An 18,973-nucleotide genomic window follows, 5' to 3' on the forward strand; every position below is an offset into this window, starting at 1 on the left:
CCCACCCGCAAAGGGTGACGGCGCTTGTGAAGCAGTAACCGCGATTAACGCTTGGAGTACTGCGGGGCACGGCGGGCCTTGTGCAGACCAGCCTTCTTGCGCTCGACGGCACGTGCGTCGCGGGTGAGGTAGCCAGCCTTCTTCAAGGTCGGGCGCTCAGCCGGGTTGTACACGTTCAGGGCGCGGGCGATGGCCAGGCGCAGAGCACCAGCCTGGCCGGTCGGGCCACCACCGTTGATGTTGGCCTTGATGTTGAACTGGCCTTCGCGCTCCAGCAGCGTCAGCGGGGACAGGATGTCCTGCTGGTGCAGCTTGTTCGGGAAGTAGTCCTCGAACTCGCGGCCGTTGACCGTGATCTTGCCCTCGCCCTCGACGACGGTGACACGGGCGATGGCGCGCTTACGGCGGCCGACGGTCTGGATCGGGCCCTCGTGGAAGGACGCGACCTCGATGGTCTCCTCAGCGCCAGCGGTCTCATCCTCGACTGCCACCGCGTCGCCGATGGTGTAGTTGAACTCTTCGGTCGCAGCGGTTGCGGCGTCGACGTCGGTGAGGTCAGTCTCAAGGGCTGCGTCAGCGATGTTGTCGGGGGTGTTGTTCGGCTCGGTCATTACTGCGCCACCTGCTTAAGCTCGAAGTTCTCGGGCTTCTGCGCCTCGTGCGGGTGCTCGGCACCGACGTAGACGTGAAGCTTCTTAATGGACTCACGGGAGAGGCGGTTGTGCGGCATCATGCCCTTGACAGCCTCTTCGATGACGCGGTCCGCGCGCTCATCGAGAGCACGGCCCAGGGTCATGGACTTCAGACCACCCGGGTAACCGGAGTGGCGGTAGCGCATCTCACGATCGCGCTTGTTGGACGAAATGTGGACCTTGTCGGCGTTGATCACGATGACGTGGTCTCCGGTGTCGACGTTCGGTGCGAACTGCGGCTTGTGCTTACCGCGCAGCAGGTCTGCCACGGTAGAAGCAAGCTTGCCCAGCACCACGTCGGTAGCGTCGATGACGTACCACTGACGGGTAATGTCACCGCTCTTCGGGTGGTAAGTAGACATACATGGACTCCTTGAAGTCTGTATCTAGAGGCTGCCGGCCATGTGCGCCCGCTCCCCCCTCACATTCCGGCGGCCGGTGGAGACCCGGATGTGAGGTGACCAGCTACCGCAGAGCGAGCGCCGGTCGGAGATAACACACAGACCGTTAACCCTAGAGCACCACCTGCCGAAACACCAAAACGCCGCCGCAGAAGTTTCCCTGCGGCGGCGCGGCAAAACCTGATCCCCCTCTGTCCGCGCCACGCGTCGGTGCCCAACGTCGCGTCCGCCCACGCCAACCGAATAGGAACGGTCAGTGCAGCTTTAAGACGCTTGCAAAAAAGGGAACGGCAGTGTGTGGCGTACTTAGGCCCAGCTGTTAGCGGCGGCGGTGTTGACCGCCTTCATCCGGGAGTTGCCGTTTTCGACGGTGTTGCCGATGACGGTGAGGATCTCGTTCAGCTCCTCTGCCGCGGCATCCCATTTCGCCTGGTGGATCTGGTACGCCTCAGCTGCTTCACCGTCCCAGCTGTCCACCATGGGGCGCAACCGCGCCTTCAGGTCCTCGAGCTGGCCGTCGATCGTGAGTGCCGACTGCAGAATGTCCTGGGATGTGTTTGAGATCGAGGCGAATTGGTACTTGATGACAGTCATGGTGTTCTCCTTTAACTCTCTGAATTCTCTTCGTGGGCTTACAGGGCCAGGCCTGAGGACGGCGCGATCGACGAGAAGCTATCCGCGTTAGTGGCCTCGACGTCTTCGTAGTTGCCCGCGTTATCGCGGATGTTCATTGCGATGGCGGTCAGTGCCTCCCCGAGACGGCGCTCGGCATCGTCGTAACGCATCATCAGCTCGTTGAAACTGACCTGTGCGGTGCCGCCCCAGTGGCTGCGCGCCCCCTCTGCGAGAGTCTGCAGACGGTTGAGTTCACCGTTGATTTCTTCATTGGTCGTTTCGACTTCCTTGGCGGCGGCGCGCATCACGTCGGCTTCTGTTTGCATGTTGCTCATGTTTTCCCCCGATATCGGTGTGTGACTTAACGGACAAAGGCCGGTCCGGGCACGTGGCGCGTAGTCGGTGAAGCACCTTTGCGAGCCGTTCGTGACCTTTCCACCCTTATTGGACTGCCGCAGGCCCCTGTTTGGTTCCCTCGGCGGTGAAAATTCTTGGAGTTTTTCTCCGTGCGGGCCGGTACCTGCCCCTTTGGTGAGACGGTTAAGGAGGGCTGTACCGGGCCGAGTCGTTAGCCATGGTGCATGTGGCCTGCTGGACTGACGTGGGAGCTTTCCGGGTGTGGCAACCAATGGAGATTTGGTGGTCTGCATCGACCCAGGCGCGCCAGTGGGCTTGGGAGCCGTCTGGAAGCAAGTGCCTGTAGGTGATGCTGTGCTCATCACGCTCGATGAGGCGTAACTCGGGGTCGCCGAGAATCTCCTGCTCAATCTGGGCGATCACGGCTTCTCCTGCCACTCCGTAGAGCGGATCAACGGCAAGCTGCAAGCGGAAATCCGGATCAGGGCCGGTCGCGCGCCACATATCTTCATCGGGCTCGAGGGTGAAGCCGACCGGCACCTCCACGCTCAGACCGTCCTGGGTGAGAGTGACGAACTCGGGCTGCGGGGCTGGCTGCGTAGAAGGCGCGGATGAATCAAGCGAAGGAGCCGATGTCACCTCACTCGTCGTCGCGCCAATGGAGGCGCCAGATCCGGCCGCGTGCTCTAACGCATCGGAACCAGACCGCGCAACGGCCCACACAGCGGCAGCGCAGAGTGCGCCGATGACGACCACCGCCACAATGAGGAGGGGGCGTGCGGGTAGGAAGGTGTCGCGTGAGCCGTCGTAAAGCGTCGGGCGACGCAGCGTGATTTCCTCCCATTCGTTTGTGGACGGATTTGTTTCAGTTTCGGAGTCCGTACTCGAATCCGCCGTTTCGGCAGCGCCCGCTTTCGCATTGGGGCGCAGGGCATGCTTTCCGCGCGGTTTCGTGGTCTCGCTGGTGAGCACGACGTCGTATCCGCTCATCAGAACAACGAGGTCGTCGATGGTTTCTTCATCCCCGACAATGTGCACGTGGGCACCGGCAGGATCACTACCCAAACATTTGCAGATCGCGGCGGCGATCTCGCTGGTGCTCGGACTGTCGTGGCGATGCACGTTGGCAACGCCTTCGAAAACGACGCTGTCGGGGCGGATAGTCACCGTGAGCTGCGGTGTGGTCAACCGTGTGGTCATGCTGCGTCACCTACTGCGATCTGGATTGGGCCGGCGTTGTCGTTGTCGCGCACGAGGATCCCGCGTCCCGGCGCAAGCGGCATCGGTCGAACACCGAAAAGCTGTCCTTCTTCCCGGTTCCCGGAGAGCAGAACAGCGTCAGGAAGCTGATCTTTCAACGTGGACAAGAACGGAGAGAACAAAGCGCGGGCGCTGCCGCCGAACTTGCGGGCGGCAATGATGTGCAGCCCAATGTCGTGGGCATGAGGAAGGAGCGCGACGAGCGGACGCAGGTGCTCGTCGGGAACAAGTTCTAGGTCGTCGATCACAAGGTAGATATCTGGACCAGTCCACCAACTGCGAGCGGCGAGTTGCTCGGCCGTGACATCTGGCCCCGGCAGACGCGACGACATCGTGGCCACGGTGTCGGTCACCGCTGTAGCGGCCGCGTCAGAAGAGCCCGCATACGCTGCGACCATGGGGTGGTCCGCGTGGCGCAGGTGGACACGCCGTGGATCGATGACCACCATGCGCGCCTGTTCCCGCGGGAGCTCGGCGATCTGTGTGATCACAGTGTTCACCAGCGTCGATTTGCCAGAGCCCGCCGCGCCGATAGCGACGAGATGCTGGCCATCCAGGTGCACAGGTTCCAGTGCACGTCCACCAATGCCCAACAGCGGCGTGTCGCTTATCGACGTCTGAGTCTGGCGCGCCTGCCCCACCGTCACCCTCTCCGGCAGAACCCTCAAGGCAGGTACACGCGGCTGGTGCGCAGTCGTGGCTGCAATGTGTGCGATATCTTCCTTTGCGGTTGCCGCCACCAGCATGCTCATCCCGTCGGGAGTGAGTCCGCGGCCGGGCAATGCGGGAAGTTTCTCCTGCTTTTTGCGGTCGACTACAGAATCCATCGACTCAGTGAGTTTGAGCTCCACTCGAGTGCCGATGATGTCGCGCACGTTGGGACGGATCGCGCCCCAGCGCTGGGTGGTGGCCACCAGGTGCACCCCAGCCGCCGGCCCCTCAGCCGCAATGGTCGCCAGCGGTTCCCGCAGATCCTCCAGTTTCGAATCGGTCGCCAACAATGAATGCCACCCATCGACCGCCAACACCGTGTGCTGCGGTCGCGGTGCGCCACGCGGGTTTTCAATGATGCCCAAGACTTCATCGACGACGCGGCGGACCCGCTCCTCGTCGCTGCGTTCTGCCACGCCGGCAACGTGGGGCAGACTTTCAAGGTCCGCGAAGTCGCCGCTACCGGCATCGACGATGTAGAAGCCGATCTGCTCAGTCGAGTGGGTGGCAGCCAAAGAGGTGATCAGCGTGCGCACGGCCATCGACTTGCCCGTTTGCGGCCCACCGGCGATCGCCACATGGCCGCCGGAGACGTTCAAGTCGAGGATGAGGGGATCTTGGCGCTGGTGGTAGGGGTCGTCGATAAGCCCAATGCCCGCGGTGAGCATTCCCGCTCGCGTGACGACGGCAGGGATCCCTACCCGGCGCGGCAGTGGTGGCAGCCACACGCGGTGAGCGCTGTGCCCGCGCAACTGAGCAGTCTCGCCGGCGGCCTCAACAACAGCCGCCAGCACGGTTGTCGACGTGTCCGGCGTACCTGCGACGACCGGGGTCACCTCGGGCGGATCCCAGCCGTCGAAAATGCGTACTGCCGGGATGCTCGCTGCGGTATGGGAACCGTGCGCCGCAACGTCTTTTCGCATGAGTGGACCGGAGACATACGCCGCTTTGAAACGCGTGACCTCACTGGATGCGGCCTTGAGGTAGCCCGAGCCAGGGTCAGCCGGCAACTCGTAAGCATCGGGGATGCCCAGTACCTGGCGCGACTCGGTGGCTGAGAACGTGCGCAGACCGATGCGGTAGGACAGGTGCGAATCCAGGCCGCGCAGTTTGCCCTCCTCAAGCCGTTGTGAGGCTAACAGCAAATGCACACCCAACGAGCGCCCTAACCGTCCGACAGCGACGAAGAGATCCGCGAAGTCCGGGTGTTGGCCGAGGAGCTCGGAGAACTCGTCGACCACGATGAGCAGTGCCGGCAGCGGAACCATGTCTGGACGCGTGCTCATGCGTGCCGCGGTGTAGTCGGTGACGTTGGCGAAATTACCCGATGCGCGCAGCAGTTCTTGGCGGCGGTTGAGCTCGCCGGAGATCGCATCGAACATGCGCTCCACCAGGACCGCCTCGTCTTCCAGGTTGGTGATCACCGCGGATGTGTGGGGTAACCCTTCACATCCGAGGAACGTGGCGCCGCCTTTGAAATCAACGAGGACAAAGTTGAGCTCCTCGGGCGAATGTGTCGCTGCCAGCGCTGCAACGAGTGTTCTGAGTAGTTCAGACTTACCGCTTCCTGTCGCGCCAATGCACAATCCATGCGGGCCCATTCCGCCGTGCGCTGACTCCTTCAGGTCTAGATAGACGGGCGCTCCGCCCGATCCCGGACCTTCCGTACCGATCGGTACCGTCAACCGTTGCCGGGTCCCCTCCCGCCCAGGCCACATCGCCGGCCCAGACAGCTGGTCTACGTCTTCGAACCCCAACAGCTCTAACAGGTCCCCGCTATTGGCAGTACCTGTTTGGCCCTCAGGACGGCGGTAGAAGGCGAGATTCCGGCAGATGTATTCTGCGGCACCGTCACTGAACTCGTCAGGCTCCCCAAGCGGCTCCGTGCCAGCTGCTGTGACCGCACTAATGCGTTCCCCGCACACCAAGTGCAGCGCATCCTCGTGAACGAAGGCATCCTCATCCTCCGTGACCACGACAACGCAGTCGTGCTCGGTGCGCACTAGTGCGTCCGGGGAGCCAGCATCCACGAACGCGATCGAGAACGCCGCGGACTCAGGATCGCGGGTGTGCGGCAACCACTTGGAGAACTCGAGCCCCTCTGCAGCGACCTCAATACCGAGCAGCTCCGGGCCGTGGAAGAACGCCACCTGCGCCAACATGGACCGCGCCACTGTGCGCGCTTTCGGCCCAGCAAGTGTGATGAGCGGAAACGCTTCCAACTGGATGATGATCGGAACCCGCGGCACCGCGCTCACAGCGGCCACAGTGCGGCGCAGACTCACAGCGCATACAGGGTCAAGATCTTCAGGTGAACCGGGGTCAGGCACGTCGATAGGCGTGCACAAAGCGGACATTCCTGTTCCCACACGCACTTCCAGCGCACGAGAATCGTCGTCCACTCTCTCCCAGACCCGCTCTGTGGGCACCGCGCTGACCAATGCCTGCGGATGCGGGTGGAAGAACTCAACATGGGCACGCTGCTTGTCGCCATTTCCGCGGGCGTGCTCCGCCAGTGCGTCAAGGTGGCGCAAGTACACACGGCGGGATTCGTCAATATCCCCGGCCCGCTCCGGAGGGTTGAGCATTGTGAGCATGCCCATGACCATCATGAGCGGAAAGACCATCATCATGGGGCTAACACCCCGGCCTGACAAGGCCATGATCGCCACCATTGCTCCGATGGCTACGACCATGACCACCGGCATGATGATTTTCATCATTGGTTCCGGCGGACGCCGCACCGCCTGCGGGACGGGCTCCGCGACGAGGTTTCCACCGGGCAGCGGCGGTGCATCGTCAGCGCTGTGGCCAGCATTGACCGGTGTTTGGACAGGATTGTTGTCCAATCCGAGCATGAATGTCCCCCCTCGAACCATCCCTGCTGGTTCCCCCAACCGCAGGTGTTGAGCGTTAGTGTAGCGCGCCGTTACCGATTACGTGTAGCGTGAACGCCAGCACAGCTCATCACGTGTGCAGGCGGGGGCCTGCACTGTGCAACCCGGGGGGGGGAAGAAAACTGTGGTCGCCGCATCGACTCACCATGTCGTCCGCGTCACCGTGCGTGTCAGTGCCGTGACATACCACCGCTCCATTGACGTGACATTGCCAACCGCGTCGACGTTCGCTGAGGTCCTGCCGGAGCTTGCCCGGCTCGTCGAACTTCCGGAAATCGGACGACCGTGGGAGTTCACCACTGCTGGAGGCGCTCCCTTGGATCCGCACACTCCCCTGCACCACATGCGCGTGCGGGACGGTCAGGTGCTTGCACTGCGCCCGGAGGAGGAGGTCGATCCCCCGGTCGTGCGCGACGCTGCGGAATCGCTCGCGGCGGTGTCGGCTGACGGGGGCCCGCGCGCCGGGATCGATACGGCGTCATCGCTCGCGGGTATCGTTGCCGTCGGTTTTCTTGTTGCTGCCCTGACCAACCCGGTTATCGGTGTCGGGGCAGCAGCCGTCGTCGCGCTCGCGATCGGTGTCATCTCCCGTTCCCGCGCGGTGTCCCCCGCCGGCGCTGTGCTTGCGGGTATCGCATGCGGCACCTGGGCCGGGGGCGAGGAAGCGATTGCGTGGCCGCTCAACAGCAGCGCAGCACTTGGTGTGGTCGCTGCATCGGCGACGGTGGCAGTCCTGGTCGGCGGTGGGGCGGTGCTGGGCTTCGCCGGCACGCGATGCGGTACTGCGGTACTCACGGTGAGTGCACTTAGCGCAGGTGGCGCATTAGGATCGTGGTTACCGTCCCCGCACGCTCCCGCAGCGACGGTCGTGCTGCTGGGGTTGACCGCCGTCATGCTCACACCTGCTGTGGCGACCCGCGGCGCCGGTCTACGCATTCCCCGCGTGCCCACTGCTGGGCAGGAGTTCTCCATCGCGGACGACTACCAGGATGACGTTGACCTGCGCACGCAAAAAGCCCGCGGTATTACAGACGGTCTGGGCATCGGCACCGCCGTGTGCATGATCCCGGCGCTGATCACCATCGCTATCGCGGGCGGAGCCTGGATCTTTGCGTTCTGTCTCTGTGTCGCTGGAGCGCTCATCGTGCACGCGTCACGCCACCACTCCACCGCGCCGAGGTTGAGCCTCGCACTTTCTGCCATGACGGCCGTTACCTGTGCTGTTATCGCCGTCGCACAGATGGATAGCCCGCATCCAGCGCTACTCGTGCTCGCCGGAGTCCTCGCGGTGGCTGCGGCAAGCGCGACGATCTGGGCCCGTTTCGTCCCCGATCTGGAACCCACCACACTCGTGTGGCTCGAGCGCGCCGAGGCTGCCGCGATCATTGCCGTGTTGCCGCTGGCTGTCTACCTCACCGGTTTCTTCACGCTGATCAGGGGCCTGTAGTGCGCTTTCGCTTATCGACGTCCACGTGCATCCCGGCCCTAACCCTCATGCTTTTCTCAACCCAGCCCGTTCTTGTTGCCACCCCACCTGCCCACGCCCAAGATGTCGCCTGCGCAGTCCCGGTTCCCGCGGACCCACCCGCCGCTGCGGCCGATCTCGACCAGGTGCGTACTATCGCCACCGGCGCGGGAGTGAAAGTGGCTGTCATCGACACCGGGGTTGCCCAGCACCCCGAGCTCAACCAGCTCATCCCCGGCAACGACTACGTCACTCCCGATGAGCCGCGCCCGTTCCAGGACTGCGACGCGCACGGCACCGTCGTCGCCGGCATCATCGCGGGCACGACAACGGGCATCGCCCCTGATGCGGAGATCATCGCGATCCGCCAATCCTCCGCGCACTTCCGCACAACTACGGCCCCAGTACCGGATGGCTCGCCGGAAGCAGAGGACATCCCCGGTGCGGGGAATTTGGACACCCTTGCGCGCGCCATCCACAACGCGATCGACTTGGGCGCCGACGTGATCAATATGTCGGTCGTCTCTTGCGTGGAACCGCAGCTCGCCGCACGGGTGGACACCCAGGACCTGCGTCTTGCACTCGGGCGCGCCGAGTTGGACGGTGTTGCCGTTGTCGCCGCCGCGGGCAATGCGAACCACGAGTGCCCGCCGGGCTCCACGGTGTACCCGGCGCACTTCCCCACCGTGATCACTGTCGGGTCGAGAGCGGACAGCCACACCATGGCCGAGTACTCCCTGCCGGTACCCGACGAGCACATAGCTGTTTCCGCACCGGGCCGCCCACAGGCTGCTTTGTCGTCCGACGGAAACGGTTTCACCGGTGGAGTTGCGGGCGATCGCGGGGACGCTCAACCATACGAGGGCACCAGTTTTGCTGCTCCGGTGGTCAGTGCAACAGTGGCGTTGCTGCGGCAGCGTTACCCCGATGCCAGCCCGGCGCAGATTCGCGCGATGGTGGATGGGGCCGCGGAGCCGAGCGGCGGGGCCGTCGATACGCTCACTACGCTAACGCATCTCCCGCCCGAATCTCACCGCTCTGGTCGCGATGACGATACGGACCCAGTGACAGTTACTCCCGTAGAGAAAACCGTGGCCACAGCACCCCGCAAGACCGGTGTTGTACTCACAATTCTTGGCTTGTTTGCGCTGCTCAGCACCGCTGTAGGTTCTTTGTTGGTCTCGCGCAGGAACATTTGACGTACTGTGCACATTGAACGCATGAAAACACCACTCACCACACCAGTAAGGACGCAATCATGACCAACCCCAACAACCCGCAGGACCCGAACACCATCGACGAGAACGTAGAGACTTTTGACGCTGCCGTTCGGGACACCGACAACGACGGCACCATCGACACCGCACTGGTGGATCTGGACGGCGACGGCACCATCGACACCGTCGTGCTCGACTCGGACGGCGACGGCTACGCTAACACCGTGCTTGTCGACGTTGACGGTGACGGCGAATTCGACGAGATGTTCATCGACTCTGAGAACGCCGACGGCGTTCTGGAAACGAAGATCAGCGCCGACGACGATTACGTCGAGGGCCTGGGCAACGTCGAGGACTACACCGAGAAGGCGGAGGAGCCCGGTGAGGAGTCTGATGACCCCTTCGATTTCCAAGGCACCACCACGGAGATCGGGACGGACGAGGAGAACTACGACACTTCGGCGACCGAAGACACCATGAACGAGGACACCTTCGGCGAGGACATGGGCGACTCCGACGGCCCGACCCTGCACCTCGAGGCCGGTTTCTAATACTCACCTTGCCCCACCCTTTAAGGCCCTGCCCTGGCAGGGCCGTTCGCTTTCCTGGCACACTGGCAGTCATGACTTCCCAGATGCCCCACGACCCGGGCAACCCGCGTTCTTCCGGCACCACCGGGCAGCAGGACATCATGATCGGAGTGATTGTCTTTCTGCTCGGGTTCCTCGCCGTTGCCACTGCGTGGGGCACGATTTCCTACATGACAGCACTCGCCAGCTGGATCGCGGGGATTGTTTTGGTTGTGCGCGGAATCCGCAAGAACCAAACGGGTAGCAAATTTCAGTCAGACCGCTAGGCCAGCCGGCGCCCGTTCAGTATGTCGCGGTCAGTGCAGCTTCGCGCGTGAGATCCGGCCCCGCGGGCAACAGACCAATGATTGCCCACGGGGCCTTTTCCATATGCGCCACCCCGATCATCTCCAGAACTGCCTGCTGGTCAACACCGTGACGCTGCCCTGCACCCGACACAACGTGGTAACTAAATCCGGTATCGACCCCGACAGCCCCGTCCGACAACCCGATGAAGTGGGTAGCCGGGCCTGCCCCTGACAGTTCGACCGCTCCCCTTGTGAGTGCATCGGCTGGGCGCCGACCGGCTTGACCGTTCTCTGCCGCGCAGACGGCGGTCTCTACAGCACCGGAGGTGGCAGCTGGGTCACCCCATTCCGGTTTCTCGTCCGGGATCGACAACGTCAGCGGTGGATCGGCGTCGGGATAGGCCGCGATCGCAGCCGTATCAGTTCGTTCGGTGTGCGCGCCTGCCGCCACGAGCACATCCCGTTGCAGCGGGGTGATCTGTTGCACGCCGCCGTGGCCGGTGAGTATCCACGCCTCCGCACCCGTTTCCAGCACGCGCGGCAACGGGTGTGGCAAGCCGATCAGCGGCAATTCACGCAATGCGCCGAGAACACCGCTGTGCATTTCCCGGCGCGGCGTGGCCGCATCGATGCCGAGCTCGCGCCGGATCAGCCGTCCCGCCGGGTCTGTGGCAGGCGGGAGTTTCGCGCGGCCAGCCTGCGTCACCAGCCAGTCGTCGCCGTCGTGGGCGACAAGAATCGCCTCACGCTGTGCAAGCAATTCAGGAGCGGGGCCGGCGTGGATGGTGAGGGTGGGGGTACGGGAGGCGTCGATAAGCGAACATGCACTCCACGCGATGTCGTTGCTCCCCTCGGGCGCGAACATCGCGGGCGCGGTGGTCAGGCCCAGCGGCACCCCGCGAGGATAATCCGTTAAACGTTCGTCCCCGACACGCTGCGGCTCGTCCGGGCTACCCGCGATCAAGCGTGCCGACGTCAAGTTCGTCACCGGATGCACCACCTCGCCTACCCGGACGTAGAGCGAGCCGTCGGCCGCGCGCATGATCGCCGCCGACCCCGGATCAGGATTCGGTTTGAGCCAGGCGAACAGCCCGCATCCGCCGGCGATGAGCACGACCGCAATGAGGCCGAAGATTGCGGAACGTCGGCGCGACGCCAGTGGATCATGGATCATCCGGATGTCACCGTAGATGAGCCCGTGCTCCACCCGTCGGCGCATGAAGCGGTGCCCCGAGACCTGTGAGCGCGTTGTTGGCAGCAGCCGCTGCGCTGTGTTCGTTTTCTCGTCGTGTGTGCGGGACACGTGACCCCCCGATCAATTCCCCCAAATACTCCCTCGGAGTTTAGAGCGCCCACCCCGGGGCTTCAAGCATACGGGCGGCAGGACCGCGCCCCTCGGGGGCCGGGGTGCCGGATTCTGCAGAGCCGGACTCTGACGTATCGGCCCCTGGGGCGACAGGCTGGAGGGATGGAAGCTCCGTGGATCCGCCGTTGTCCACCGCGTCTTGTTGGAGCTCGCGCAGCTCTTCGGCGCTGAACTTCTCGTTCACAGCGAAGATGGTCACACGGTTGAGCTGGTAGACGGGCGTGACACCCGGCGAGGTCCACAGGGCAGTGTCCACCTGCCAGTTGCTCGGTTCGCCCCAGAAGGTGTTTCCGGTGGAGATGATGAACCGCACGTCTAGGTGGGCGGCGGCCGCATCGACAACATTGCCCTCATCCGGCTTGCCGCGCTGACCCGCGCCGAGCAGGGCGGCATGGTCACTCAGGATGCTCGAGTTGGTGCCCAAACCACCCGAGGGCCACAGGTAGTGGCGGCTCACGGTGGGCACGCCCTCGATGGAGTAGATCCAGGAGTACCCTTCCGTGGATTCACCCATGACCAAGCCCTCTTGCGCCTCCGGGCGGGATGCGAGCCATTCGAATGCTTCCAACTGGTCTTCATCGATCATCCGGTCATCCACACGGGAGGCCTCGTAGGATTCCTTGGCACCCTCAGCGGCGGCTGTGGCAGCCCACACTCCCGTGCCCCAGCCGGTGAAGCCTGCGAGGACAGCCGAAGCAATAGCGGTCCCCCACTGCCACGGGCGCTTCGGCCTACGCACCGCGACCGGCGCCAAGCACAGCACCCGGATGATCACTGCTGCTCCCACGGCAGCCCCAGCAAAGAGTGTCAGGGCGACGATTGTGGCGACGCGGTGGGCCGAGTTGTAGTGGGCCGAGCCGAGGAACGCCAGCAATGGCTCGAAAAGATTGTCCACCGGTCGCATCGCGTTGGCTGTCGTGGACACCATGAGCCCGTAGAAGATCGGCGCCCATACCTGCCCGCGCCACAGCAGCATGACAATGGCACCGAAGCCGGCGAGCCAGAACAGCATCGTCGGGTCAAATGTGGGGAAGAACTCGTCGGTGTGGCGGGCCTGCATGTAAAACGCCCTGTGCCATGCCTCTGTGGAGGTCACGGCCTCCCGGTTGTCCCAGGCTTGAACCTCCTCCGCCTGAGTCCGGCCGGCGAGCAACTGCGGCAGGAACGACAGCGTGCCACCCAGCGCAGGAATGGCCAGCCACAGCACGTCGCTGACACGGGTGCGGTCGGGGCGCCACACCAGGTACGTCGCCCAGTACAGGAGAACTGCGAGGACCACGACGGTCACGGCAGCGGGATGGACTTGGAGGACGCCGAGGAAGGCAAAGAGCGTCGCAAAGCTCAGGGCCCTGTAGCGCGGAACCTGCATGAACAGCGCGACCACCATCCCGGACAAGCCGATGGACACGATGTAGGGGCGCATGCCCACGTAATCGCTGATCCACACCACAGACGGCGACGCGTAAATGGCGATTGGAGCCAGCCCAGCGGCGATTTGCGCGACCATGCCTTGACCGCGAGCGATCGCCCACGCCAGACCCGCCGCACCGCCAGCGACCGCGAGACTCGTCGCGACAATGGAAGCGAGATTCATCGCCGGCACTGGCTCCCACCCGCCAGCATGGGCGAACAGTGCCGTCGCCGCGTGGAAGCCTGACGGGTAGAACAAGTCCACGTGTGTCTCCGGGCTTTGCAGCTCACCCATGCGCGTGGGCGAGGCAACGCCCTCCTCCATGATGAAGCGCACCGCGTTGGCGTGCCACTGCGTGTCCCAGCCCTGCACGATGTTTTCCATCTTGTGCGGAACGTTGTCCTGCAGCTCCAGCATCTTCGCGATGAGCATCCACGCGCCCGCCGTCACACCGGCAGCTGGGAGCACCCACGACGGATCCAGGATGCTTCTCCGCCGCCAATCTCCGGGCCACAAAGCACGCAGCCACGTTTCGGCGCCGTCACGCTTGGCTTTCCGCGCGAACATGAAACGCCACACGCCGGCGAGCACCAGCACGAGCACAAGGAAGAAGATGAACGACGGCCACCCGAAACGGATCCCCAGCGCGCCCAGCAGCCAGCTACCGAACCCGATCAGCCCGAAGGTTGCCGGCAAACTCGCCGCAGCCGCCGCTGGCAGCTTCGCTCCCGCAACCCAGGCCACGATGAGTCCAGGCAGAGTGAACACCGCAATGACGAGCCAAACAGCTCCGACTACATCCATGCGGCCCTACTTTCTTCCCTGTTCCATCAGAGCAGTCTATTCCACATCCTTCGCTTTACGACGATCCCTAGTCACCAACACCCTCTCCCCCAGATGAGCGGCCTCTGGGTAGTCCACGCGAATGAGGGTAAGCCCGTTCGCCGGCGCTAGTTTGACCAATGGATCCCTCTCATGTGCGGCGAGCAACGTCTTTGCCCACGAGACATCACGAGCACCTGAGCCGACGTCCAAACACGTAGCGACGAGGGCCCGAACCATGTGCCAGCAAAACGCATCAGCGGTGATCGTGGCTTCGTAGAGCTCCGGTTCCTCCGGCGTGGAGACATCCGCCCACGTGAAAGAGTGAATGTCGCGGATCGTGGTGGCGTGAGGCCGGGGCTTGCAGAACGCCGCATAGTCATTCAGCCCGACCAAGGCCGTTGCCGTCTCCTGCACGGCGTGAAGGTCAATCTTCTTGCTCCACGCCGCGGTGTCCGTGCGCCTGAGCGGGTTCGGACCAGCAGTATTGGTGGTCACCCGGTAGCGGTAGGTGCGCGTCAGCGCAGAGAAACGGGCATCGAAATCTCGTGGTGCCTCGGTGACAGCGGTGACCCGGAGGTCCGGTTCCAGCAGCCGAGCGAGGCGGCGGGTGAGCTTCTCCGGCTCCCCGACGATCGACCGCTGGTCGAGCGCGTGTTTGGGCACATCCGCGTGCGCGACCTGGCCTATAGCATGCACCCCGGCATCCGTGCGCCCCGCAACGGTGAGCTCCACGGGATGACGCAAGATGAGGCTGAGCGCATCTTCCAGTTCCCCCTGCACCGTCCGTACTGGGGTCTCCTCCCCCGGGGCAGCCGCCTGGCGGGCCCAGCCGTGGAACCGAGTGCCGTCATACGCGATGTCGAGGCGGAGGCGGACAATGCCCGCTTGCTCTTCATCTAAACCAGGGTTGGATGCTTGATGTTTCATCGGGGCTTACCGTACCAATCTGCGGTCTAACCCCGATATGACAACACCGCCCGAAAGCGAACCTTCGGGCGGTGCGATGTATATGCGAGGAGCTCGTCCTGCGCTCGGGTTTCATACTACATCTTGGGGGATGCAATCTATCTGCTAGAAGCTCTTCTGGAACGGCGATTTCGAACTTACCTCAATGCGGCGCAGCGGTTGGGGGGCGCGGGGGTTCCAGAACTACGGCTTGGGACTAGAAGAGCGCTACTCAAATAAACCTTAAAAAAGAAAACCGCCCGTCGAGAAGGCATCTCCTCAACAGGCGGTTTTCACGAACGGGCCTATAGCCCTACATGACGGGCTTACTTGTCGCCCTCAGCCTCAGCTTCTTCCTCGACGACCTCGGTCGCGTCAGCCTGAGTCTCAACCTCGTTAATGTTCACAACAGTCTCTTCGCTCTCCGGAGCGACGACAGTGGTCGTGTTCTCAGACTCAGCTGCGGCGGTAGCGTCAGCCTCGGTAGCCTCGTTGACCTCGGTCACCTCAGCCTCAGCCGGTGCGGCTGCATCCTGGCCAGCGGCTGCTTCCTGGGCAGCCTTCTCGCGGGACGCTGCTGCGCGGGTAGCGCGGGTCGCCTCAGCAGAGACAGTCTCCTCGAGAACGAGGGAGATCTGGGACATTGGGGCGTTGTCGCCCTTGCGGTTCTCCAGCTTGATGGTGCGGGTGTAACCACCGGGGCGGTTCTCGAACCTCGGAGCAAGCTCGTTGAACAGGTACGTAACGACGTCCTTGTTCGGGATCTCGGCAGCCACGGCGCGACGGTCGTTGACCGTGCCGGACTTTGCCTTGGTGATCAGCTTCTCCGCGTACGGGCGCAGAACCTTCGCCTTGGCGTCGGTGGTGGTGATGGCGCCGTGCTCGAACAGCTGGCTAGCCAGGTTGGCCAGAATGTGCTTCTGGTGCCCAGCCGAGCCGCCGAGACGCGGGCCCTTCTTCGGGGTAGGCATTGTTGTACTCCTCGTGGATTAAAAAGTGTGTGCGCGTGCGGCGCTCAGTTCTTTACTCAGCGTCGTCCAAGCCGCCGTCAACGTAATCGCCGGTTTCCGCGTCGTAGCCCTCAATCTGGGTCGGATCGAAGTCTTCCGGAGCATCCTTGAGCGTCAGGCCCAGGGAAGCCAGCTTGATCTTGACCTCGTTGATGGACTTCTGGCCGAAGTTACGGATATCCAGCAGGTCGGACTCGGTGCATTCAGCGAGCTCACCGACAGTGTGGATCTCCTGGCGCTTCAGGCAGTTGTAGGAGCGGACGGAGAAGTTCAGGTCTTCGATCGGCATGTTGTATGCAGCGATGTACTCGGTCTCCTGCGGAGACGGGCCGATCTCGATGCCCTCGGCGGCAGTGTTCAGCTCGCGTGCGAGACCGAACAACTCGACCAGGGTGGAGCCAGCGGACGCCAGGGCGTCGCGGGCGCTCATGGAGTTCTTGGTCTCCACGTCGATGATCAGCTTGTCAAAGTCAGTGCGCTGCTCAACACGGGTTGCCTCAACCTTGTAGGACACCTTCAGCACAGGCGAGTAGATCTGGTCGACCGGGATACGGCCGATCTCGCCGCCGGAGTTGGTCATCGCCGGGACGTAACCGCGGCCACGCTCGACAACGAGCTCCATGTCCAGGCGTGCGCTCTCGTTCAGAGAAGCGATGTGCAGGTCCGGGTTGTGCACGGTGACGTCGGCAGGCAGATCAATATCTGCGGCGGTGACGTCGGCCGGGCCCTGTGCGGACAGGTACATGACCACCGGTTCATCGGAATCGGAGGACAGCACCAGGTTCTTGATGTTGAGGATGATCTCAGAGACGTTCTCTTTGACGCCGTTGATCGTGGTGAACTCGTGGAGCACACCCTCGATCTTGATGGACGTCACTGCAGCGCCCGGGATGGACGACAGCAGCGTACGGCGCAGAGAGTTACCGAGGGTGTAGCCGAAACCGGGCTCGAGCGGTTCGATGACGAACTTCGAACGGTTGGTGTCGATGTATTCCTCGGTGAGTTGAGGACGCTGTGAGATGAGCATGAACTTCTCCTTTTTCGGCGACCGCTATATGACGCCGGTAGGGGGTTACTTCGAGTAAAGCTCGACGATGAGCTGCTCTTGCAGCGGAACGTCAATCTGAGCGCGCTCGGGCAGCTGGTGCACGAGGATGCGCAGGGTCTCCGGAACGACCTGCAGCCAGGCCGGGACAACGGAGTCGACCAGGTTGTCCTGGGCGTCTTCGAACCAGAGCATGTTACGGGACTTTTCGCGGACGTCGATGATGTCGTACTGGGTCACCTGGTAGGACGGCACATTGGTCTTCACACCGTTGACGGTGAAGTGGCCGTGGGAAACCAGCTGACGTGCCTGGCGGCGGGTGCGCGCCAGACCAGCACGGTACACAACGTTGTCCAGACGGGATTCCAGGAGCACCAGCAGGTTGTCGCCGGTCTTGCCCGGGAGGCGGTTAGCCTCCTCGTAGTAGCGGCGGAATTGCTTCTCCATGACACCGTAGGTGAAGCGTGCCTTCTGCTTCTCCTGCAGCTGGAGCAGGTACTCGGACTCCTTGATGCGGGCGCGGCCAGCCTGCCCCGGAGGGTAGGGGCGACGCTCGAAGGACATGTCGCCGCCGACGAGGTCGACGCGGAGGCGACGGGACTTACGGGTAGCAGGGCCGGTGTAACGAGCCATGTGTAGTTACCTCTTTTCCTTTCAGCCTGTTAAACGCGACGACGCTTCGGCGGACGGCAGCCGTTGAACGGCTGCGGCGTCACGTCGGAGATCGAGGACACCTCCAGGCCGGCGGCCTGGATGGAACGGATTGCGGTCTCGCGGCCGGAGCCCGGGCCCTTGACGAAAACGTCGACCTTCTTCATGCCGTGGTCCATTGCCTTGCGGGCCGCGGACTCTGCGGCCATCTGTGCGGCGAACGGCGTGGACTTACGGGAGCCCTTGAAACCGACGTGGCCGGAGGAGGCCCAGGAGATGACAGCACCGTTCGGGTCCGTGATGGACACGATGGTGTTGTTGAAGGTGGACTTGATGTACGCGTGGCCTGCGGCCACATTCTTCTTGGCTACGCGGCGACCAGAGCGACGCGTAGTGGAACGAGTCTTCGGAGGCATGTATTACTTCTTCTTTCCTGCGATGGTCTTCTTCGGTCCCTTGCGGGTACGCGCGTTGGTCTTGGTGCGCTGGCCACGGACGGGAAGTCCACGGCGGTGGCGCAGGCCCTGGTAGGAGCCAATCTCAATCTTGCGGCGGATGTCAGCCTGAACTTCGCGGCGGAGGTCACCCTCAACCTTCCACGAGTTCTCAATGACATCACGAAGAGCTGCGACCTGATCGTCGGTCAGGTTGTCGGTGCGCAGGTCGGGAGAAATGCCGGTCTTTTCGAGCAGTTCCTTGGAACGGGCAGGCCCGATTCCGTAAATGTAGGTCAGTGCGACCTCCATGCGCTTGTTGCGCGGAAGGTCCACACCAGCGAGACGTGCCATGTTGGACGTGCCTTTCAGGTTGTTTCGGTGGTTTTCTCCCTATTCGTCCACGTCAGTCGACGCTTGGGTCCGGTCCGGCCGGACACTTGGGTCGTGGTTCACGCGGCTCCAGCCACCGCAGCCGGAGGTGAGAAAACATGCCCACCTTGGGGCATGCCGTGAATAAGGAGGCTTCTCGTTTTACTTGTAGCGGTAGGTGATGCGCCCGCGTTCCAGGTCGTAGGGAGACAGCTCCACAACGACACGGTCCTCGGGGAGGATGCGGATGTAGTGCTGGCGCATCTTGCCGCTGATGTGGGCGAGAACTTCGTGCCCGTTGTCCAGTTCGACACGGAACATTGCGTTCTTCAAGGGCTCGATAATGCGGCCCTCGACCTCGATTGCGCCTTCTTTAGCCATACACTCCGCTTTCCTGGTGACAGTGAAAATATGCTGGTCAC

At 63.2% G+C, this 18,973-nt stretch carries 19 protein-coding genes; 4 read left to right on the forward strand and 15 right to left on the reverse strand.

The annotated features are described in order from the left end of the window. Positions 1-44: 44 nt before the first annotated feature. From rpsI to eccCa, 6 genes are all read right to left on the reverse strand, one after another. Positions 45-611, reverse strand: a complete 567-nt coding sequence (rpsI, locus tag KBX07_RS03300) for a 30S ribosomal protein S9 (protein WP_256023003.1) — start codon at positions 609-611, stop codon at positions 45-47. Then, entirely contained in the window at positions 611-1,054 is a 444-nt protein-coding gene (gene rplM, locus KBX07_RS03305) for a 50S ribosomal protein L13 (protein WP_005286590.1), read from the reverse strand. The genes rpsI and rplM overlap by 1 nt, the downstream gene beginning before the upstream one ends. 345 nt (positions 1,055-1,399) lie before the next feature. Next, positions 1,400-1,687: a WXG100 family type VII secretion target gene (locus KBX07_RS03310; protein WP_005286593.1), complete on the reverse strand. Its 288-nt coding sequence runs from the start codon at positions 1,685-1,687 to the stop codon at positions 1,400-1,402. Between the two features lie 38 nt (positions 1,688-1,725). Continuing rightward, complete coding sequence (locus KBX07_RS03315; protein WP_005286596.1) at positions 1,726-2,043, reverse strand: WXG100 family type VII secretion target; 318 nt, start codon at positions 2,041-2,043, stop codon at positions 1,726-1,728. Positions 2,044-2,248: 205 nt separating this feature from the next. Next, positions 2,249-3,265 (reverse strand): type VII secretion-associated protein, encoded by a 1,017-nt coding sequence (locus tag KBX07_RS03320; protein WP_256023005.1) that lies wholly within the window; start codon positions 3,263-3,265, stop codon positions 2,249-2,251. Beyond that, positions 3,262-6,894, reverse strand: coding sequence for a type VII secretion protein EccCa (gene eccCa, locus KBX07_RS03325; RefSeq protein ID WP_256023007.1), 3,633 nt, complete (start codon positions 6,892-6,894; stop codon positions 3,262-3,264). Before eccCa ends, KBX07_RS03320 begins: the two co-directional genes overlap by 4 nt. A 163-nt stretch (positions 6,895-7,057) precedes the next feature. On the opposite strand from eccCa, the gene eccD reads away from it, so the two are divergent. The 4 genes from eccD to KBX07_RS03345 all read left to right on the forward strand — a co-directional run bounded on the left by eccD (position 7,058) and on the right by KBX07_RS03345 (position 10,471). Beyond that, positions 7,058-8,380 carry a type VII secretion integral membrane protein EccD gene (eccD, locus tag KBX07_RS03330; RefSeq protein ID WP_256023009.1) on the forward strand — a complete coding sequence of 441 codons (1,323 nt, stop codon included), beginning with the start codon at positions 7,058-7,060 and terminating at the stop codon, positions 8,378-8,380. Positions 8,381-8,427: 47 nt separating this feature from the next. Then, positions 8,428-9,597 (forward strand): S8 family serine peptidase, encoded by a 1,170-nt coding sequence (locus tag KBX07_RS03335; RefSeq protein WP_040423916.1) that lies wholly within the window; start codon positions 8,428-8,430, stop codon positions 9,595-9,597. A gap of 59 nt (positions 9,598-9,656) precedes the next feature. Continuing rightward, positions 9,657-10,166: a hypothetical protein gene (locus KBX07_RS03340; RefSeq protein WP_256023010.1), complete on the forward strand. Its 510-nt coding sequence runs from the start codon at positions 9,657-9,659 to the stop codon at positions 10,164-10,166. A 71-nt stretch (positions 10,167-10,237) separates the two neighbouring features. Next, a complete protein-coding gene (locus tag KBX07_RS03345) occupies positions 10,238-10,471 on the forward strand; it encodes a hypothetical protein (RefSeq protein WP_256023012.1) in 234 nt (77 codons plus the stop codon). 16 nt (positions 10,472-10,487) lie between these two features. Here the strand turns inward: KBX07_RS03345 and eccB are convergent, their stop codons facing one another. The 9 genes from eccB to infA form a co-directional block, all read right to left on the reverse strand. Beyond that, positions 10,488-11,795, reverse strand: a complete 1,308-nt coding sequence (eccB, locus tag KBX07_RS03350; protein ID WP_255994430.1) for a type VII secretion protein EccB — start codon at positions 11,793-11,795, stop codon at positions 10,488-10,490. 40 nt (positions 11,796-11,835) lie between these two features. Next, entirely contained in the window at positions 11,836-14,073 is a 2,238-nt protein-coding gene (locus KBX07_RS03355; protein WP_255994429.1) for a DUF6541 family protein, read from the reverse strand. Positions 14,074-14,109: 36 nt separating this feature from the next. Further along, the gene (gene truA, locus KBX07_RS03360; protein ID WP_256023013.1) at positions 14,110-15,021 is read right to left on the reverse strand and encodes a tRNA pseudouridine(38-40) synthase TruA; all 912 of its coding nucleotides are present in this window, start codon (positions 15,019-15,021) and stop codon (positions 14,110-14,112) included. Between the two features lie 344 nt (positions 15,022-15,365). Then, on the reverse strand, positions 15,366-16,010 hold the full coding sequence (gene rplQ, locus KBX07_RS03365; protein WP_255994427.1) for a 50S ribosomal protein L17: 645 nt from the start codon (positions 16,008-16,010) through the stop codon (positions 15,366-15,368). A gap of 52 nt (positions 16,011-16,062) precedes the next feature. After that, positions 16,063-17,076 carry a DNA-directed RNA polymerase subunit alpha gene (locus tag KBX07_RS03370; protein ID WP_255994426.1) on the reverse strand — a complete coding sequence of 338 codons (1,014 nt, stop codon included), beginning with the start codon at positions 17,074-17,076 and terminating at the stop codon, positions 16,063-16,065. Between the two features lie 45 nt (positions 17,077-17,121). Next, positions 17,122-17,727: a 30S ribosomal protein S4 gene (gene rpsD, locus KBX07_RS03375; RefSeq protein WP_005286633.1), complete on the reverse strand. Its 606-nt coding sequence runs from the start codon at positions 17,725-17,727 to the stop codon at positions 17,122-17,124. A 29-nt stretch (positions 17,728-17,756) separates the two neighbouring features. Further along, a complete protein-coding gene (gene rpsK / locus KBX07_RS03380) occupies positions 17,757-18,161 on the reverse strand; it encodes a 30S ribosomal protein S11 (protein WP_040423422.1) in 405 nt (134 codons plus the stop codon). A 3-nt stretch (positions 18,162-18,164) separates the two neighbouring features. After that, positions 18,165-18,533: a 30S ribosomal protein S13 gene (rpsM, locus tag KBX07_RS03385; RefSeq protein WP_005286639.1), complete on the reverse strand. Its 369-nt coding sequence runs from the start codon at positions 18,531-18,533 to the stop codon at positions 18,165-18,167. A 180-nt stretch (positions 18,534-18,713) separates the two neighbouring features. Further along, positions 18,714-18,932, reverse strand: a complete 219-nt coding sequence (gene infA, locus KBX07_RS03390) for a translation initiation factor IF-1 (RefSeq protein WP_040423423.1) — start codon at positions 18,930-18,932, stop codon at positions 18,714-18,716. Positions 18,933-18,973: the final 41 nt, after the last annotated feature.

This window comes from Corynebacterium sp. CCUG 70398, from assembly GCF_024454055.1.
In the GTDB taxonomy this organism is placed as follows: domain Bacteria; phylum Actinomycetota; class Actinomycetes; order Mycobacteriales; family Mycobacteriaceae; genus Corynebacterium; species Corynebacterium genitalium.